Here is a 20,438-nt window from a genome sequence, read left to right as displayed (position 1 = left end):
GAAAGATATCCTAAACTTAAGCAAGCTTACAACTTAAGCCTAAACCTGAGTAACATCTTCGAGAAAACCACCGACAAACTTTATGGTCTGGCAAGGTTAGCTAAGTGGCACGAAAGCGTCAGACAATCTGGATTTAAATCTTTCAATACAATATCCCGCTCAATCAAACATCATTATGAGACTATCCTAAACTACTTTGATCAGAGATCAACGAACGCTTCAGCTGAGTCTTTCAATGCAAAGATAAAGGCATTTAGAAGCCAGTTTAGAGGACTAAGAAGCACTGAGTTTTTCTTGTATCGCCTAACACAAATGTATGCTTAAAAAAGAGCCTGCTCCACAAGTTTATAACTTGATCCCCGATTCTCATAAAAAAAGTGAGCGATTCGGTGAGTCGTTTGGAAAATTTGCCCTACTCACCGAATGAGACATATTCAAATACTGAACAGGTAGTTACCAACTGAACATCTTGTGATCGTCAAACTGCAAAGCTAATTTTGTTTCACCCTTAATGATTGAATGATGAAAACGAACTTAAGCCTGCTTTTTTATCTGAAAAAGAAAAAGAACTACATCAGCGGCAACACCCCTATTTACATGAGAATTACGGTTGATGGTAATGTGCAGAAATCGCGTCCAGCAGGGATTGCAACCCAAGCCGTTGGAGTAAGCGAGCCAGCCGACTAATCGGAACTAAAGAAGATGCGAAGATGCTTAATTCCTATTTGGATCAACTGCAAAATTCCATTTTATCAGGCACATCAGGAGTTGGTTGGTTTCGGTCTCGGGATAACCTCCGAAGCCATTAAATGCAGGTATCTGGGCAAAATGGATGGCTCTCATATTCTACTAGAGGCAGTCAAAGATCATAACCAAAAGATGCAGTCCTTGGTGGGTAAAGGTTACGTACAGGGCACATTGAACCGCTATGAGGTCTTAGAAAAACACTTATCAGCTTTTATTTTTTCTAAATACGATCTGGCGGATATGGACATTAAAAGAGTAGATCAAGTCTTCCTGAATGATTTTGACTATTATTTAAGATCCGATAAAGATTGCGAGAATAACTATGTGGTTAAAAACGTAAAGAACTTAGGGGAATCATATTCAATTTTCAAGTTGCTCAAACTTGGATTTTAAATTATTAAGGTCTGTATCTAAAAAAACAGCTAGGTTTTATACTTTGAATTTAAAGTATTGTAACGAGCTGACGATTCTAATGCATATACTTCGTTTCATCCTGAGAGTGTAGCCCATAAGGAAAAGATAAATTGTATGGCTATTAACGGGATTGCTAAATAAACTAATAGTTTCAGAACAGGATAATCAATACCATAACCCAAACTACTATTCCAATTAGAGCAGGTATTATAAACCAAATTTGAGTTACAAAAGCTAAAATCTTATGGTAATTACTCCTCCAGAGAAGATTTTTGCATAACCAAAGGTGTGAAAGTTTTCGGAATCACAGTCATTACGTAAGAGTTGTTCTGTTAGTTCCGAACTTTGCATTTTTGAGAGTTTTTTTGTCATCAGTATTTTAAAGTTATAAAGATATCAACCATAAACAAATTATCTATAGCTTTACTATAAAATTAGGTTCCACTATGAATAATAGAGTTGAAGATTTGAGGAACAACAAGGATCAAGTTGAAAAACGCAACAACATTGTTTCTTATCTCTGGCATAAATTCGATAAAACAGTCTCTTTGGAGAATAGTAATTTTTCAGATAAAAATATAAATGAGGTTTTCCGAAACTTCTTTGTCATTACAGACCTAATACCCTTAATGGCAACTGTTGTTGATATTCCACAGGTTGTTAGAGCTAGGCCTAATTATGATGGGGAAACATTTTCAGACTAGAGTCAAATATCATACAATGCACTAAGCTTATTCAATTCGTTAGGTTTAGTAAAAAGTTTGAACCTTTATTCTACGCCTCACTACTTACCGAAGCAAAAGAAATTGATTACCCTTGCAGCTATAATGTTTACCCCTAAGGATAAGCCTTTCAATATATCAGGGTACGTACAACCAAATTAGTTAAAATTCCAGTTTTTTCAGGCTAAATTCGAGTACTAAAAACAACTAAATCTTAAATGATATTTTAATAAATTAATGGCTAAGAAAACAAGAGATAGACGTGTAGAGTTTATAAATAACTTAAAAAAAAATAAAATCTCCGATTTTGAAGCTAAGGGGATGTTTAAATACGAATTCGATACAAAGGTCAGGGAATATGTCTATGCTAAGCTACCTGTGAAATTTCAGAATTTAGTATATAGTACTCCATTTCCTTTTAGTTATATAAGTATTTGTGAAAACAGCCCCATTATTAGCTCCAAACCATATATTTCTCAAGAACTAATTTGGTGTTTTGATTTGCTTATACAATTCAATAAAAGGATAAATCAATACATCACTTTAAGAAGAGAATTCGAAATTTTCATTATCAACGGTCAAATTGAGCAAGCGTGGACGAAATTAGAGGAGCTGGAAAATGCAATTTCTGTCTCGTACTATGGGTTGCTGTCAGAATTTTATATTAATACATTAACAGGTGAGAGTGAAATCAACAAAGATATTATAAATGAGTTTTTCGCTGCTGATAAAATTAATATGAAATTTTTAGTTGTGTCAGAGATGGGCAGGATTCGGATTGAAAAAAACATTTCTGCTTGGCAGTATGATTCTCAGGTACAACAACATATCATACAATATGGTAATGATGAATTAGACGCTGTAGAATACCTCAGATTTAAGTTAGACCCAATCAACTTTGAAGGAATTAATAGACAATATGTATTCGTATTAAATTATGATTCAGATTTCGCACTAATAGATCGCTATGACACACTAAAAAAAAATTTGCCGGCTATCCTCCAATATCCAAAAAAAGATTCTGGCCTTAAACTCTTAAAGGAAATAAGTCGACGAAGAGAAATATCTAAGCCAGAAAGCATTATTGGGCTTACACAGTATGAGGAAATCCACGACAGTGCAAAGTCTATTTTCGATAATGAAGGATGGACGGTTATCAAGTATGACCCAAAATTGGCCGATTGGGAGGATGCAATAAAGAATAAAATTTATTGGCTTATTGAAAAAAACACAATGGAAAAAACACTAAAGGAGCGTACTAAGATCTTGTTTATTGCTTCAAGCCCAAATGATCAGTCTATCTTAAATGCAGGCATGGAACAGAGATTGATTGAGGAAGCTCTTCAACTTTCAACCCAAAGAGACACATTTGAAATTAGCTTTAAACATGGTGCTAAACTAGCTACTTTAACTAGAGAGTTGATGCAGTTTGAACCACAAATACTCCATTTCACGGGACATGGTGATATTAGCGGTATAGCTATGGAGGAAGATAATGGGAGCACAATCCTCGTACCAAATTCTTCACTGGAAAGGTTATTCAAGTTATTCAAGGGGAAAATAAATTGTGTTATATTAAGTTCATGTTATTCCAGTAATCAGGCAGAGATTATTTCACAACAAAACATGTACGTAATTGGTATGAATGATACTGTAGGTGTTGTGGCAGCAACGGAATTTTCAAAAGGCTTCTATCAAGCTTTGGGGGAAGGAAAATCAGTTTATGATTCATTCAACTTCGGTCTGGTACATCTGACGACATCTGACGAAAATCAACAGGATATTCCTGAGATCTGGTTTGATGGAGTGAAGATGTAATTATAGCTTAACCTATTAATTGAATAAAATCTATAGTGAAACTGTTCAATGATTTTAGCAAAGAAAAATGATGCTTTTAGAAGAGATGTCGATATTCTGTAGAACAATATTCCACTGATGATTTTAGAACGGATACTTTAAAATAGTATTTGGACATTTCATAATTATCTTCAATAATGGCATTTTCAGCAAAAATATACAATGTTAAAACCAATTAAAACTGAGAAAGAATACGATGATGCTCTGGCTCATGTGTATGAGTTGATGCAAACTGATATCGTAGAAGGCTCTGCAATTTCTGATGAATTAGAAATCTTAAGCCTATTAATCAAAGAATATGAACTAGCACGTTATCCTGTTTCTTATCCAAATCCAATAGAAGCTATAAAGTTTCGAACGGAACAAATGATTTATCTGAAAATGAACTAAGTGACTTATTAGGCACACGTTCAAGCGGTGAGTATCAATTTCAAAACCTTCGACCTAATGAATAAACGCTGATTTTCGCAAAGATCTAAATCCCAGCGGGATCACGTGAAATAGTACCAGAACAAACAAAAGCCTGCAATCAAATGATTGCAGGCTTTTGTTATGCCAAAAACTACGGTTTATCCAATGATCACCTTTGAAAAATGAATAATCAGCGACTAAATTTTTACATGAAAAGCAAAAAATTATGCTTGCGGTGATTTCCCCGTCTATTTAGTATCTAACCGGTAACCCATGAATCAGTTCATGAAAAACAAGCATTTTAACTTTACTTAAATGTTGGAATTGAAGAAATTGAAAGATTAGTCAATTTTTGATTTTCATTCCCAGATAATTTCACACTGTCAATTGGCGTACTTGGAAAAAACACGTCAGTCATCACTGTCAATCCATCGTCAGCAAAAAGTTCCGCAGATGCAACATCAAGTATCAAACTGATTTTGGCATTCTCAGATACAGCTATCCTCGGGGCGCTATGTTTTTTAGCAAAATCTTTTTCAAAATCTGTGGCACCCGAATGGGTACGATCGATATAATACATTTTGCTTTTGCTGTCATATCCGACTAATAGTTTATCCCCTGCCTTATTGCTCAATACAATCTCCATACTACTTGTCGCATTGAAGTTGAAATCCAACTTTAATTGTCCATTCAGATCTTTGGTATAACCGGAAAGGTCAATTTCGTTGCCGAACGTTAAAGTTGCTTTTTTATAAACCGAGCTTAGATGCTGATCCATTTCTTTCACAGGAACAGAACGTAGATAATATTGTCCAGATGTTTGTGCTAAATATAGATCTCTGGGAATAGTAGTCGCTCCTCTCCAGGCCTTAGTGGGAACCTGGTTAGCATACTGCCAATTGTTCATCCATCCAATAAATATTTTTCGCTTACCCGTATTTGACCAGGTAACACCTGCATAGTTGTCAGTCCCATAATCCAGCCACTTCTCTATTTTTGAGTCGGCTATAAATTTACTACCGTCAAAACTACCCGTAAAGTACTGTGTCGCAGAACCACCATTAGGCCCGCCTGGATTGATACTCACTAGCAGAACCCAAATGGTTTTTCCATTGTGCTCCATAGGAAATAAGTCAGGACATTCCCATACTCCACCATGTGCTCCCAAATCATTTCCAAATTCGCTCTCTTTCTTCCATTCCTTTAAATTTTTGGATGAATAAAAGGTGATTCGATCCTTAGTTGCCAGCGTCATGATCCATTTTTCCCCAGACTCATACCACATCACCTTTGGATCTCTAAAATCGGTGACTCCAGGGTTTTTAATCACCGGGTTTCCCGAATACTTGTTCCAGGTATTTCCTTCATCCAGACTATAAGCAATACTTTGAGTCTGAAATGTATTTAATTTTTTCTCTTCCAACTTAGGATCGTGGTGTGTGAATATGGCAACAAGAGGTACTTTTCCATCTTTACCAAGCCCGGAAGTATTCTTTTTATCGACCACAATACTTCCCGAAAAAATATATCCCAGGCTATCGGGAAACAACGCAATTGGTTTTTCCTGCCAATTGAACAGATCTTTAGTGGTGGCATGGCCCCAATGCATCGGGCCCCACACGGTTCCCTTAGGATAATATTGATAAAAAAGGTGATAGACACCCTTATAATAAACCATTCCATTGGGATCATTCATCCAATGTTCCTTTGGAGAAAAATGGAATTGAGGACGATATTGTTCAGCTCCTGCAGCTGCTTGCTGCTGGGCTTTTACCACGTTTAAAAAAGAACTTCCTAATGTTATTACACTAAAAAAAGCAATCATTAAAGTTTTACGGTTCATATTCATGTGTTCTAGTTTTTAATGAGCGGCATGGATGGTGAGCTATGACATTTATAGTAAAATAGACCTATTTGGTTAGTTTGAGTGATTCACACCATTTTCGTTTCCAGATGAATCTGTCAAAATCGAATTTTGAATACTCAGGGCAAGCCCCCGACTGTGCTGTGATAAAGGCACCCATGGCCACTGCATAATCCAACGCTATCTCTAATGGCTCATCAGCGAGCTTCATAGCGAGGAATGCAGCAAGAAAAGAATCGCCGCTCCCTATGGTATCCGCTACATTGATACTATATGCAGGATATTCATAGGTCAGGTTTCTATTGTAATAGGTCGCGCCATGCGCGCCTTTAGTAATCAGGATTTCATTCATCCCAAACTTGCTAAAAATGGCTTCAATACATTCCAGTTCCTTTGAATAATCAATCCCATTCCATTCTGCAATCAAACAGAGTTCAGCAGCATTTATTTTGACCATGTCAGCATGCCTAAGTAAATCTGATACAAATTCAGGACTGTAATGTGGTGCCCTTAAGTTTACGTCAAAAACCTTATAACTAGCATGTTCCAACATCTTAATTAAGGTAGCCCTGGAAGTCTCATTTCTGGAGCCAAGACTTCCAAACACAAATGCATCAGCTGCTTTGATTAATTGTTCCATCTCATTGTCCCAATGGATATAATCCCAGGCCACCGGTGCTACAATCTCATAACTTACTTCATTTGCCTGGTTAATAGAGGCTAGTACTTGACTGGTGTCATAGTGAGCATTAGTCTGTATCCAGTCCGATGATACACCTATTCTGTTTAAAAAATCTAATAACTCTATCCCGGCCTTGTCATTTCCGATACTACTTATCAAATGACTCTGGAGGCCTAATTTATACAGGTGATAGGCTACATTCATCGGAGCACCGCCCGGCCTTTTTCCATCTGGCAGAATATCCCAAAGAATTTCGCCAAAACATACCACCGATTTTATTTTCGAAAGATTCATACCGATATCTTATTAAGATTAATGCATGATTAAATTAGTCCCTATTTGCTCTAATGATTTGCCTTTAGTTTCTGGCATCAGTTTCCAAACAAAAATTAGCTGAAGCAACATCATCGCTGCAAAGAAGAAAAAGGTGGTCGCCCCTCCAAATGTTTCTGCCAGATAAGGAAAACAAAATGCAATAATTGCGGCCATGATCCAATGCGTAGAACTACCGAGGGTCTGACCTTTGGCGCGAACAGAATTGGGGAAAATCTCAGAAATAAAAACCCAGATGACCGCTCCCTGAGAAAAAGCAAAAAATGCGATAAATAGCATGATATAGGCAGGGATTGCAAAGCCAGAGAAATTCTCTGTATAAAAGGTAAATCCAACTAGGAATAAAGAAGCAATCAATCCAAAAGACCCCACCAGCATCAGCACCCTTCTACCAATTCTATCGATAAAATTGATGGCAATCAACGTAAAAATAAAATTGACCATGCCAATCCCTACTGTTGAGAGTAAAGAAGAGTGGGCGCCTAATCCTGCCATCTCAAAAATCCGGGGTGCGTAATATATAATGGCGTTAATCCCAGAAACCTGATTAAAAAATGCAAAAAGTATGGCTAGCATCACCGGAGTCCGATATTTCTTACTGAAAAGATTTTCATCATTTCCTGATGTTGATTTTAATGCTGAGTTCTGAATAGCGGCAAGTTCTTGTTCGCAATTAACTGGATTAATAACTCTTAGTATCTTCAAAGCAGTTTCATTAGCACCCTTTTTTAACACCAGCCATCTAGGGCTCTCCGGTATGAAATAAATCAGCACCAAAAACAATAAAGAAGGAAATGCCTGAACTCCAAGCATCCATCTCCAGGAGGATTCGCCCCCCTGACTAATCAGGTAATTTGATAAATAAGAAATCAGGATCCCCAGAACGACATTGAACTGGAATAAACCAACAAGCTGTCCCCTTTTGTGCGCAGGGGAGATTTCCGATATATAGATGGGCGCAGTCACAGAGGATATTCCCACGCCCAATCCACCAAGAAATCTAAAAGTGAGAAATACAGACCAATCTAAAGCCAGTGCAGTACCTATAGAAGAAAGCAAATAAGCGATAGCTACAAAATACAAAGTGTTTTTACGCCCAAATTGATCGGAAGGTTTGGAGCCAATAAGTGATCCGATTACTGTACCTATTAGTGCTATCGAAATTGTAAAGCCATGTTCAAAAGAAGATAAATGCCAAAATTGCTGGATTGATTTTTCAGCACCGGAAATAACTGCTGTATCGAATCCAAAAAGAAAGCCACCCAGGGCTACGACCATGGACCATGCCAGGACGGAATATTTTTTCATGCTCAAGTTTATATTGGTTAATGATCGTAAATTAGATCAAAGCCTGAAGCAAAACCATCAAAATCGTTTCTAAAAACTACAAATTTCAATAAACAAACAAAAGACTAATAATCAGACAGTTATAATTCAAAGCTAACACTGATTATTATAAACCTTCAATTTCGAATCAAATAAGGTTAGGTTTTGATACCTCCATAACTCAACGGCGATTAGCTCTGGACTGACCGTATTTCTGTTATCTCTGCCTTTTCTATATATTTAAATTAATTCCCTGCATAACCATCACCAACTATTACTTATTTCCGCTGTTCCGCTCTGGAATTTGAAACAATACCATGAAAACCAAATTTTACCTGCCTAAAAGCTTTATCCTACTTTTTCTTTTAACCTTCGGCTTCAGTAGTTGTGAAAAGCAGAAGGAAAACCCTACCTATACCATTGGTTTTTCACAATGCATTGGCTCAGACCTATGGCGAAAAACCATGCTTGAAGAGATTAAAATTGAACTTTCCTTACACCCGGGTGCCAAACTGATCTATAAAGAAGCCAATGGAAATAGTAAACTTCAAGTGTTGCAGGCCCAGGACATGATTCGTAAGGGAATTGATATACTGATCATATCGCCAAATGAGGCCCAACCCCTGACGCCAGTTGTGGAACAAGCCTACAATAAGGGTATCCCTGTAATTATCATAGATAGAAAAACAGCTTCATCAGCTTATACTGCTTACGTGGGTGCAGACAATTTCCAGATTGGAAAAATGGCAGGCGAATATGCTGGCGAAGTACTTAAGGGCAAAGGAAATATAGTGGAGGTTTTAGGACTCCCAGGTTCCTCACCCACTATAGAGCGGCAGAGGGGATTTATCCAGGGATTGAAAAGATACCCGGATATTAAAATTACCAATCAGGTTTATGGAAACTGGCTCGGAGAAGACACCAAAGAGCAGCTGAATAAAATCAAAAATTCTTTGATAAACATAGATGCCATTTTTGCACATAACGATCAGATGGCCTCAGCAAGCAGAAAAGTTATAAATACACTCCTGGATAAAAAACAGATCAAAGTAATCGGGGTTGATGCCCTGCCAGGACAAGGGGGAGGCTTGGAGATGGTTAGTAGTGGAAGTTTAACCGCAAGCGTGGTTTATCCCACCGGAGGAAAAGAAGCCATAAGTACTGCCTTTAAAATCCTCAACAAAGAATCCTTTTCTAAAGAAAACATTTTACAGTCGCTTGTAATCGATTCTACAAATGTTGAGCTCATGAAGCTCCAATGGAACAAATTTATCAGTCAGCAGAAAGACATTGAACGACAGGGAAGTTTATTGGAAGAACAGAAGGCCCTGTTCAAAAACCAGCAAATCATTCTTAATGTAACAGTAATCGCTCTTGTGCTCTCTGTAGTTTTTGGAGGACTTGCCCTCTACGCTTTGCTAGAAAACAGAAAAATTAATAAAAACCTGGAAACAAATAACATTGAAATATTAAATCAGCGGAATCAATTGATAGAAATGTCGAGTAAAGCTGAGGCAGCTACAGAAGCTAAACTAAACTTCTTCACCAATATGTCTCACGAGTTTCGCACGCCACTCACCCTGATTTTATCCCCTTTAGAAGACCTGATACAAAATGAAAAAATCAAGGCGGGGGCAGAAAACAACCTAAATCTCATTCAAAAGAACGTTTATCGGCTGCTAAGACTCATCAACCAGCTCATCGATTATCGCAAGATTGAACATGATAAAATGCTATTAAGTGTTTCTCAGAACAATATTGTCAGTTTTGTAGCTGACATACTGGAAAGCTTCCAGCATAGTGCAAAAAAGAAAAATATTGAAATCAGACTCCTCACAGATGCCCAGAACATTAAGGTATGGCTGGACGTCAATATGCTCGACAAAGTTATCTTCAACCTATTATCTAATGCCTTAAAATTCACACCCGCCAATGGGGTCATTTACGTAGAAATAACTCATACTTCGACGTCTGTAACGCTTTCGATTAAAGACAATGGGCCCGGAATTGCCGCAGAAGAGATTGATCATGTCTTTGAGCATTTCTATCAAGCTCAAACAAATACGGCCAAAGGTTCGGGACTTGGTTTATCCTTATCCAAGGAACTGATGATCCTCCATCATGGTAATATTAACGTCGAAAGCACAAAATCCCAGGGAACCAAATTTAGCATTCAGCTTCAATTGGGAGAGGATCACTTTACTGAACAAGAAAAATTAAGAGGGAAAGCTAATAAAGACCTATTATATGAAGATGCAAAAATCTACACTACGGGGCTAAATGACATCCCTGAGTATACAAACCCGGATTTATTAAGAACAATAAAACCGCAATCGGTATTAATTATTGAAGATAATGCTGACCTTCTGAATTACCTGGGCAATAAACTTGAACAAGATTATGAAGTTTTCCTAGCAAACACCGGTGAAAATGGAATAGCTTCGGCATACGAACAGGTACCAGACCTGATTATATCAGACCTCATTCTACCGGGCTTATCAGGACGTTCGCTAACCGAAAAACTAAAATCGGATATCAGGACCTCACACATCCCTATCATCTTATTATCTGCTCACGGTAGCCTGGAACAGCAAATTAATGGAATGGAAAGCATGGCGGATGCTTACATTATAAAGCCATTCAACTACGACTATCTGGTGGCCACCGTAAAGAGTTTGTTAAAAAACCGCTACCTGCTCAAAAGCCATTATATGAGCGACATCAGCAGTTCAGGAAAACCACCTATATCAAAATCGCTGGACAAAAAATTCATAAATGACTTTTCCGGAATCGTAGAACAAAACCTTTCCAATGAAAATTTTAGTGTAGATGAAATCAGTAAAGAAATAGGAATTTCCAGGGTGCAGTTGTATAGAAAAGTCAAAGCGCTGTTAGACTGCAGTGTAACCGACTACATCATGAGCAGAAGATTAAAGAAAGCAAAATACCTATTAATTAACGAAAGATACAGCATCGCAGAAATCACCTATATGGTAGGCTTTTCCTCCCCAAATTACTTTTCAACAGTTTTCAAATCAAAATATGGAATGCGCCCAAGTGAATTTAAAAAAAACAATAGTCAATCTAAACAATCATAATCTTAAAATAGAAACGAGAATGTAGATTCAGCCCCCCCTTTAAAAACCAAATTTTCATGCCATCTTTATGTTATTGATTCTAACCTAAAACTAAATCATATGTCAGACAATGCCGTTTCACTCCACAGAATCCTCAAGGCATCTCCGGAGAAGATATACCGCGCCTTTACTGAAGCCCTGGCAATTGCTTCCTGGCTTCCTCCTTATGGATTTCTCTGTACCGTCCATCAAATGGATGTACAGACCGGAGGTTCTTACAGCATGTCATTCCAAAATTTCTCAACCGGCAACAGCCATTCATTTGGCGGATACTATATTAGTATTGAACCCAACGAGTTCCTGAAATACACAAATAAATTTGATGACCCTAATCTCCCGGGTGAGATGACAACTTCAGTCTGGCTCCGAAAAACTTTTGCAGGCACCGAGATAAAAATCACTCAGGAGGGTATTCCCAAAGTTATCCCTTTAGAGATGTGCTATTTAGGCTGGCAGGAATCTCTGGAAAAATTGGCAAAGCTGGTAGAACCTCAGATACAAGATACCTGATTTGGTCGTTTTAAATTACGATTTAACAGTGGTACAGCTGGTTATTTGTTTTCTTCACGAATATATTTTGCAAGATCTTTCTCTACTGTATTACCACCGTTTTCCAGTTGTTCTATAATTCTGTCACGCTCTGCCACTGTTTTATTCTGGCTTAATTTCTTTTGCCCCTGCAGGTCTGACACCTCCAATTCGAAAGCAACTATGCCGCGCATCATTCCGGTTCTAAATTTTTCAGTTAGACCATCCCATTGCTGTAGGTAGTCTTTTTCATAGAAATGTATCATCCGTTCCAGTATTTTCAATTTAGATGTTTCATCATCTAAAATCTTAGCCTTTCCATAGGCATGTACGGCAATATAATCCCATGTTGGTACGCTCTCCCTTTTCTCGTAGTGTTTGGGTGAAATATACGCATGAGGTTCCGTGAAGATAACCAGTGAGATATTTTCCGTTATAATCTTAGCTTGTTCATTGGCCAGGGCAAAATGCGAACTTAAGACCAGCTTGTCTGAATTCTTTTCTACAAGAAAAGGTAGCTGTGTAGCTATCGGAAAATTGTCTTTTGTGGTAATTATTGTGGCGAAGCTATATTGCTTCATAAAAGCTACTTTTTCCTCGTCGTTGTCGAACTGAAAACCATTAGGGATATACATATGAGATGTTATTGAATTCAAAAATACTTAATCTAAACCACTTGCGGCTAAAACAGCTCCATCTCTTTTTCTAAGATGGAATGTTGTAAACTGACTAATTTACCAGTGCTCCGGCAGGTTTTCTCCCAAATATAAAACAGCACACCGAAATGAGTACACAATCGTATTAACTCCCGCTATTTTAGTATTCTTTCTGCATATATTTACTAAACAACATTTCGTAAAAGTCGTCAAAAAGAGAAAATTCTTATGTCTTTCATCGGTAAATTGCAGTTAAAAATAAACAGACTCGACGCACATCACAAGCTTTATATATCACTAGGAGCTGCCTTGCTGACGTTTCTTACTCCAATAATGCATCTAGAACCTGAGATTCGTCTAATGCTCAGCTGGCTAACCTATGTGTTCACCAGTGTCGGTTTATCCTGGATAACTATTTTAACCAGTCACCCTGCTGATGTCAAACATGAAGCCCGTGCCCAGGATTCGAGCCGTAAAGTGATATTTATCTTTGTAATAGTTGCAGCCTTCGCAAGTTTGTTCGCCATTATTATTCTTTTGCAGGGAGCTTCAGCACAGTCCAAAGAACAGTTATCTACTTCTATTATTATCCCACTTGCCTGTGTAATTAGCTCTTGGTGGTTAGTACACACTCTTTTCACGCTGAGGTATGCCGACTTCTATTATTTCGATGCAGACAATGATAAAAAGGGAAAACATATCAAAGATAAAGGGTTGATCTTTCCAAATGATCAAGAACCTGATTATTTGGATTTTACTTACTTTTCATTTGTTATCGGTATGACTTTTCAGGTATCGGACGTTCAGATTACTTCCCGGAGAATCCGGAGGTTAGCCTTAATGCACGGTTTGCTATCATTTGCATTTAATACTTTCATTGTAGCATTTACAATTAATATAATAGCCGGACTCATTCAGAAATAGCGGCATTATCGGCCATAACTTTTCCGAATGATCGTAAAAAATATATACCTTCGCAGGCGTTAAATAAAACCTTTGAAAAGATTCATTTGCCTTTTATTGTTGCTCACCCTGATCACCCAGTCCTTTAATAAACTTGGTTTAATCCTGGCTTTTAAAGTGAATCAGGAATACATTACGGCTAGTTTTTGTGAAAATAAAGACAAGCCGGAAATGAACTGCAACGGGAGATGCTTTCTTGCTAAGAAAATAAAGCAGGCAGAGCAGAATGAGGAGAAGCATAGAGTAGAAAATCTTGAAAAAACAAATATCCTGTTCTTCTGTAGAATGAACAAGCTTGAGGTAAATGAATCCGTGTCCGAAAATGGGCCCTTGACATTCAATCCCTTTTACCTGAAATTCAAACCTTCTCTTTTCGCAAACGATATCTTCAAACCACCACAGAAGCTTTCCGCATAGCCTTTTCCGTTTTTTTAACACAATACTGCAAGAACGCCAGATTGTGACAAAGCTCAATACGGGCTGGACTGATATTGGCTACCGCTGGTCTATATGGCCTTTTAGTGTTCACGAATATTTATCGGGTATAAATGATAGCGCCAAAAAGTGCTGTCATTACCAATTTTTATCATTCAAATGAAAATCAATATTTTCACATTACTGGTGCTATTTATAGTAGTCACCACGAATTCCTTTGCACAAATTAACACAGGTATGTTAAAGGGTCGCATAGTTACAATTAACAATGAGCCTGTTAGAGGCGCAACGGTCCAGTTCCAGCATACAAAAATCACAACGCAAACAGACGCAGACGGAGGTTTTAGTCTAAACGGAGTTCCTGCAGGAACCTACGTTCTGGTCGTATCAAATATCGGCTACAGCGCTCTAAAACAAAACCTTGTCATTGCATCAGGAAAAAACACGTTTCTTAACCTCCAGCTTTCTGAAAGTAAAAATGAACTCCAGGAGGTGGCGATCAATACGACCAAAACGCGGTACCAGGTGAAACGGTCTAATAGCTCTACCAGAATGGATATCCCTCTACTTTCTACCCCCCAATCGGTACAGGTTGTTTCATCAGAGGTCATGCAGGACCGACAGGCATTTACACTGAATGAGATTGCAAGTACATTTACCGGTATGAAAGCCAATAATGGTAACGGTTCCTTCAATATGCGTGGATTCACTGCTTATTCTCCTACCGATGCCAGTTTTCTGCTTTATAACGGCGTACGCGGAAACCTATTCTTATGGAGTCAGCAACCATTATTATATAACGTAGAATCTGTCGAATTACTGCGCGGTCCTTCAGGAGCTCTTTTCAGTGAAGGGGCTCCGGGAGGGGTAATCAATTTTGTAACTAAGAAGCCTTTAACGGAAGCCAGGTATAATGTCGATCTATCATTAGGCAGCTGGAATTTCCGCAGGGCATCACTGGATTTGACAGGCCCCTTAACAAAGAATAAAAAGCTGCTCTATCGTGCAATTATAGGTTATGACCGATCGAAAAGTTTCCGCAATAATCAGGATAAAGAGAACATTTTCCTTGCTCCGTCCCTGACGTACATCTTCTCTGAAAATACAAATCTAAATCTGGAACTGAATTATGCTCACCAGAAAGCTGTTCAGCAATATGACAATGGAACATTTATACGTACCCGTCCGGATGGGACTTTTGATTTCAATTACTATCCAGACAATTTGACCATTCAAAGTCCATCAGACTACGGAAAGACCGATAATGCCTCAGCTACATTGACCTTTAATCATAGGTTCGCTAAAGATCTAGACTTAACTGTAGTACAGCGTGCGGTAAGAAATGTGCTCGATTTTACAGATCATATTCCCGTCGGCAAGATCAGGAACGACTCTGTCAGCAGAGCCTACCAGGATTGGAGAACAGACCGCTTTAGCCTGCAAACCACCGCTTATGGGACTTATACAACTAAAACCGGTTCAATTAAACACCAGTTTATTATTGGTGCCGATTATAACCGTTATGGCTGGACAAAAAATGATTATCAATACAAACCATCTACACGGATCTCGATTTTCAATCCCGATTACAGTAACGACCCTCCCGCCTCAAGTGTAGAAGCAGAAGAGTCTGATGATAATAAGAGAATTACCAATCTACTTGGCCTCTATATACAGGATCAACTTAGCTTCAGCGAAAAATTTAAAGCGCTGCTTTCCATCAGATATGATAATTACAATGGGAAGGAAACGCCACTTTCCGCCAGAGATAATAAACAGGGTGATGAACTTCAGGCGACTGGCTGGATTCCAAGATTTGGACTGGTGTATTTACCAATGACCAACGTTTCCGTATACGGAACATTTCTCCGGTCGTTCAACCCACAAACATCTAATAATGTTCTTTCGGGAGGGCCATTTCCAACACGAACGGCAACGCAATATGAGTTAGGCTCGAAGGCAGACTTCTTTAATGAACAATTGTCGGCCACACTATCCTTGTATCAAATCAATTATGCTAATATTCTGACCGCAGCCCCTACTGAAGAAAATTCTCACCGTCAGGCAGCTATAGATGGAACCCGAAGCAGAGGTGTAGAATTATCAGCGACGGGAACGATCGGTAATTTTAACATTATCGCCGGATATGCCTATAATGAACATATTGTATTGAGTAACAGCGCATTTGGCAAAAAGGGTGACCGTTTCGCAAATGCACCCAAACATATCGCTAACCTCTGGTTAAAATATAATTTACGTACTACAGCTGCCAAAGGATTAGGGTTGGCGGCCGGTGTACGATATGTGAGCGACCAGGTTGGATTGATCAGCAATCAAAACTTCGTGTTTCCGGAATACACTGTATTTGATGCGGCGGTAAACTACCAGAGAGGTCGTTACAACATACAGTTTAATGCTTACAATTTGACGAACAAGCATTATTTTACAGGCAGCAGATCCAGTACTGTAACTGCTGGATTGGGTGACCCTTTCAATTATCGCATAGGAATTAGCTATCAGATCCGATGAAAAAAGTAAACTCAACCACCAAAATCGCCTTTTCCGTTCATAGCTGGCTTGGACTGATCAGTGGTGTTTTTCTACTTATGCTTGGGTTAAGCGGTTCTGCTCTGGTTTTTCTGAAAGAGATAGATCATGTACTCAATGCAGATTTGCTGACTGTACAACCGAAGGGAAAAAGGCAATCACTGGACTCTATTTACAGGAAGATTGGTTTTGACCATCCAAATTTAGCGGGTATTGGCTGGTTAAATGCAGATGCCGCGCCTAATGATGCCTATGAATTCAGGCTCTATCAGAATGATGGAAAGTTAACTACTTATGACCTGGGTATGATCAGCATCAATCCATATACCGGAGAAACATTACGCGAAGGTAATCTGAAAGATATGAATACAGGTTTCCTGCAGTGGTTAATACAATTCCACTGGAGCTTTCAATTGGGAATTCCAGGGTTGTTACTGGCGACTATTTTTGGGATTACAATGCTTTTTTCTACAATTTCCGGTTTCATCATTTACCGGAAATATGTATGGAAAGTCCTGATTTTCCAGGTCGGCATTAAATGGGATAACTGGCGGACCATTTCTTCAGGTCTCCACAGAATAGTGGGCGTTTGGGCAATGGTGTTTAACGTAGTTATATTTTTCACCGGATTCTGGATGAACAAGTTCTCCATGGACCGCTCTTACTGGCAAAAACAAATAGTCTCTGCTCCTGCAAATACCTTTGCAGTACAATCTATAGACGAAATGTTAGTTACAGCTAGAAAAAGTATGCCGGATCTGATCATACAGAATGTCTACCTACCCACCCAGCCGGAGAAAGATTTCCGGATCAGTGGTCCAGTAAAACATCAACTGGCATTATTCTACAAAGGTAACACTGTGTCTGTTGACCCATCTACCGGCGTGATTAAATCTGTAGAAAGATTATCGACCCGAAGTTTATGGGAAAAGATAGAGGCTACTTTTTTTGCTTTGCATGTGGGTAGCTTTGGAGGCATGGCCATTAAAATCCTTTATGTGATCGTCGGCCTGTCACCAGGCCTGCTTTCTATTACTGGTGCTTTACTATGGTGGCGAAAAGTAAAAAGACGTTATACCTGACATAGTATTTAGTAGCCGGAAGCGCCTCACAGAAATGTGAAGGCGCTTCCATTGGCGAAAAACAATCCAACCTGACTGCTGTTTCAGAAGTGATATGAAAAGGAAATCAACCGCGAGTAAAAGCCAACATAATGGATTTGTCAGCGTAAAAGGAGCCAGAGAAAACAACTTGAAAAATGTATCATTGGAAATCCCCAGAGACGCAATGGTCGTTTTCACAGGGGTTTCGGGTTCAGGAAAATCTTCCCTTGCTTTTGGGACCTTATATGCTGAAGCACAACGCAGGTACCTGGAATCTGTATCTCCTTATGCAAGACGGTTGTTCAACCAGATGTCTGTCCCGGAAGTTGATGAAATAGAAGGACTGCCGCCGGCAATCGCATTACAGCAGCAACGCGGATCGGGCTCCTCCAGATCTTCAGTGGGAAGTATAACTACCTTATCTAACCTGCTACGCATGTTATACTCCCGGGCGGGCCAATATCCCGAAGGGCAGAATATTCTGTACGCAGAGGCTTTTTCTTATAATACACCAGAAGGCGCCTGCACGGAATGTCATGGTCTGGGAAGGGTTTACCAGGTTTCCGAAAGGTCTATGGTCCCGGATGATACTCTCAGCATAAGACAACGTGCTATTGCTGCATGGCCAACTGCCTGGCAGGGACAAAACTTACGCGACATTCTAATTACCCTCGGCTACGATGTCGACACTCCATGGAAAGATCTTTCTCAGAAGGATCGTGACTGGATCCTATTTACAGAAGAAAAGCCCGTCGTTCCGGTCTACCCAGGCCTAAATGGAGTCCAGGTGCAAGACGCCATAAAGAAGGACATTCCGCCAAGCTATATGGGTACTTTTACCGGTGCCAGGCGCTATGTACTGCAAACCTTTGCCGGATCACAAAGTCAATTGATGAGAAACCGTGTTAGTAAATTCATGCTAAGTGCTGAATGTCCGGTATGCCACGGAAAAAAGCTCAAAAAAGAGTCACTCTCTATATTGTTCGACGAAATGGATATCACTGAACTTTCGGCGCAACCTATAAATTCACTTTACAAGATTTTTACACCCTATGCAAATGGAACAGCTAAAAAGAAAGCCGGAGATCACAGACATCCGGAGAAACATATTGTTACCAAGACAATAGCCGAAGATATTATTGCAAGGCTAGCCGTCATGCTTGACCTCGGATTGGGTTATCTCGGGCTGGACAGAAGTACACCTACCCTGTCGCCAGGCGAGTTACAACGGCTTCGCCTGGCAACACAGATCAGATCTAATCTGTTCGGAGTGGTCTATGTACTGGATGAACCATCTGCAGGTTTACACCCAGCCGATACAGCAGCACTGCTCCGGGCACTTGATAAGTTAAAAGCTTCGGGCAATTCATTATTTGTGGTTGAACATGAAATCGATGTGATCCGCCATGCAGAGTGGATCGTAGATGTCGGCCCGGGTGCCGGAGAAAATGGTGGACAGATAATCTACAGCGGGCCTGCAGCAGGTTTAAAAAATGCCGAAGGCTCTAAAACCAGAGATTACCTTTATGGCCAGAAAATAAAGAAGAAAAAGGATAATCGGGAGCCTGCAGGATGGCTGGAACTTGAAAAAGTTACTCATCATAATTTGCAGGGGTTGAATGTATCATTTCCAATTGGAGTTTTCACGAGTGTAACAGGCATTTCCGGATCAGGAAAGAGCAGTCTGGTTAGCCAGGTGCTTGTTTCTTTAGTGGCAGCGCAACTTGGATTGAAACAACTTGGTAGCGATGACACGCAAATAAACCTACTGGAAAAAGAAATAAGCGTTGCTCCGAAAGGCAAAATCGCTAAGGGAATGGACGCTATTAAGCGCCTGGTCGTAGTCGACCAGAAGCCGATCGGCCGAACTCCACGCTCAAACCTTGCAACTTATACAGGTCTTTTTGACCCAATTCGTAAACTTTTCGCCACCCTTCCTGAATCCAGAAGACGAAAATACGATGCGGGGCGCTTTTCTTTCAATATCGCAAAAGGCAGGTGCGGCCATTGTCAGGGTGAGGGATTTGTAATGGTCGAACTTTTATTTCTACCGAGTGTTTACACTCCCTGCCCGGTTTGTCTGGGAACGAGATACAATGCCAAAACACTGGAAATCAACTATCGGGATAAGAACATTGCAGAAGTCCTGGCAATGAGCGTTGACTCAGCCTGGGCATTTTTTAAAGATGAACCTCAAATACACCGCGGTCTGGATATTGTTCGCCAGGTCGGACTTGGCTATATTAAACTCGGTCAATCTGCAACTGAACTTTCCGGGGGAGAAGCGCAACGTATTAAGCTCGCCACTGAGCTACAGAGAACTCAACATGGAAATTCGCTGTATGTACTTGATGAACCTACTACCGGGTTACATCCCGCAGACGTAGAAAGACTCATGCTCCAGCTTGGCAGGCTTGTTGACCAGGGAAACACAGTAATCGTAGTTGAACATGACATGCAGGTAATTGCCGACAGCGACTGGGTAATTGAAATCGGACCAGGTGCAGGAGATCTCGGCGGAAAGGTAACTGCTTCCGGTACACCTGAAGTATTTGCAAAAATCAGCGAAAGCAAAACTGCCCCTTACCTGTCCAAATTTTTGCAAAGTGGTCAATTCTGAATAGGGAATTATATATAGATCATGTTTCCATCAGTTAAACTGTCCGGATTCGGATTACAAGTGTCCGAATCCGGACAAAAACAAATAAGCATT

General features: G+C 39.6%; 17 protein-coding genes. 13 read left to right on the top strand and 4 right to left on the bottom strand.

Annotated features, from left to right (window positions below):
- The 6 genes from BLR53_RS19110 to BLR53_RS19090 form a co-directional block, all read left to right on the top strand.
- A partial coding sequence (locus BLR53_RS19110; RefSeq protein ID WP_143007916.1) for a transposase occupies positions 1-324 on the top strand: 324 nt, incomplete at its 5' end.
- 195 nt (positions 325-519) lie between these two features.
- Positions 520-687: an Arm DNA-binding domain-containing protein gene (locus tag BLR53_RS20015; protein WP_176763565.1), complete on the top strand. Its 168-nt coding sequence runs from the start codon at positions 520-522 to the stop codon at positions 685-687.
- Positions 688-702: 15 nt separating this feature from the next.
- A complete protein-coding gene (locus BLR53_RS19105) occupies positions 703-1,140 on the top strand; it encodes a phage integrase SAM-like domain-containing protein (protein WP_074591812.1) in 438 nt (145 codons plus the stop codon).
- 467 nt (positions 1,141-1,607) lie between these two features.
- Complete coding sequence (locus BLR53_RS19100; protein WP_074591811.1) at positions 1,608-1,865, top strand: hypothetical protein; 258 nt, start codon at positions 1,608-1,610, stop codon at positions 1,863-1,865.
- Between the two features lie 255 nt (positions 1,866-2,120).
- A complete protein-coding gene (locus tag BLR53_RS19095) occupies positions 2,121-3,701 on the top strand; it encodes a CHAT domain-containing protein (protein ID WP_074591810.1) in 1,581 nt (526 codons plus the stop codon).
- A gap of 201 nt (positions 3,702-3,902) precedes the next feature.
- On the top strand, positions 3,903-4,130 hold the full coding sequence (locus BLR53_RS19090; protein ID WP_234797542.1) for a hypothetical protein: 228 nt from the start codon (positions 3,903-3,905) through the stop codon (positions 4,128-4,130).
- Between the two features lie 328 nt (positions 4,131-4,458).
- Here BLR53_RS19090 and BLR53_RS19085 read toward each other — a convergent pair whose 3' ends face one another.
- The 3 genes from BLR53_RS19085 to BLR53_RS19075 form a co-directional block, all read right to left on the bottom strand.
- Positions 4,459-6,000 carry a glycoside hydrolase family 32 protein gene (locus BLR53_RS19085; protein ID WP_218123003.1) on the bottom strand — a complete coding sequence of 514 codons (1,542 nt, stop codon included), beginning with the start codon at positions 5,998-6,000 and terminating at the stop codon, positions 4,459-4,461.
- Between the two features lie 61 nt (positions 6,001-6,061).
- Positions 6,062-6,991, bottom strand: coding sequence for a carbohydrate kinase family protein (locus tag BLR53_RS19080; RefSeq protein ID WP_037444245.1), 930 nt, complete (start codon positions 6,989-6,991; stop codon positions 6,062-6,064).
- An 18-nt stretch (positions 6,992-7,009) separates the two neighbouring features.
- Positions 7,010-8,350, bottom strand: a complete 1,341-nt coding sequence (locus BLR53_RS19075; protein WP_425312235.1) for a sugar porter family MFS transporter — start codon at positions 8,348-8,350, stop codon at positions 7,010-7,012.
- Between the two features lie 323 nt (positions 8,351-8,673).
- Between BLR53_RS19075 and BLR53_RS19070 the strand changes: the two genes are divergently transcribed.
- Positions 8,674-11,454: a hybrid sensor histidine kinase/response regulator transcription factor gene (locus tag BLR53_RS19070; RefSeq protein ID WP_074591808.1), complete on the top strand. Its 2,781-nt coding sequence runs from the start codon at positions 8,674-8,676 to the stop codon at positions 11,452-11,454.
- Between the two features lie 99 nt (positions 11,455-11,553).
- Entirely contained in the window at positions 11,554-12,003 is a 450-nt protein-coding gene (locus tag BLR53_RS19065) for an SRPBCC family protein (RefSeq protein ID WP_074591807.1), read from the top strand.
- Positions 12,004-12,044: 41 nt separating this feature from the next.
- On the opposite strand, the gene BLR53_RS19060 is transcribed toward BLR53_RS19065, so the two are convergent.
- Positions 12,045-12,656: an FMN-binding negative transcriptional regulator gene (locus tag BLR53_RS19060; protein ID WP_074591806.1), complete on the bottom strand. Its 612-nt coding sequence runs from the start codon at positions 12,654-12,656 to the stop codon at positions 12,045-12,047.
- Positions 12,657-12,905: 249 nt separating this feature from the next.
- Between BLR53_RS19060 and BLR53_RS19055 the strand changes: the two genes are divergently transcribed.
- The 5 genes from BLR53_RS19055 (at position 12,906) to uvrA (ending at position 20,345) form a co-directional block, all read left to right on the top strand.
- A complete protein-coding gene (locus BLR53_RS19055; protein WP_074591805.1) occupies positions 12,906-13,601 on the top strand; it encodes a DUF1345 domain-containing protein in 696 nt (231 codons plus the stop codon).
- Between the two features lie 72 nt (positions 13,602-13,673).
- A complete protein-coding gene (locus tag BLR53_RS19050) occupies positions 13,674-14,057 on the top strand; it encodes a hypothetical protein (protein WP_074963982.1) in 384 nt (127 codons plus the stop codon).
- Positions 14,058-14,234: 177 nt separating this feature from the next.
- Entirely contained in the window at positions 14,235-16,604 is a 2,370-nt protein-coding gene (locus BLR53_RS19045; RefSeq protein WP_074591804.1) for a TonB-dependent receptor, read from the top strand.
- Positions 16,601-17,704: a PepSY-associated TM helix domain-containing protein gene (locus BLR53_RS19040; protein ID WP_074591803.1), complete on the top strand. Its 1,104-nt coding sequence runs from the start codon at positions 16,601-16,603 to the stop codon at positions 17,702-17,704. Before BLR53_RS19045 ends, BLR53_RS19040 begins: the two co-directional genes overlap by 4 nt.
- Positions 17,705-17,798: 94 nt before the next feature.
- Positions 17,799-20,345: an excinuclease ABC subunit UvrA gene (uvrA, locus tag BLR53_RS19035; protein WP_074591802.1), complete on the top strand. Its 2,547-nt coding sequence runs from the start codon at positions 17,799-17,801 to the stop codon at positions 20,343-20,345.
- Positions 20,346-20,438 lie beyond the last annotated feature (93 nt).

The organism is Pedobacter antarcticus (genome assembly GCF_900103515.1).
Classification (GTDB): domain Bacteria; phylum Bacteroidota; class Bacteroidia; order Sphingobacteriales; family Sphingobacteriaceae; genus Pedobacter; species Pedobacter antarcticus.
Note: the sequence above shows the minus strand (reverse complement) of the source record. Positions and strands in the feature narration are given on the sequence as shown.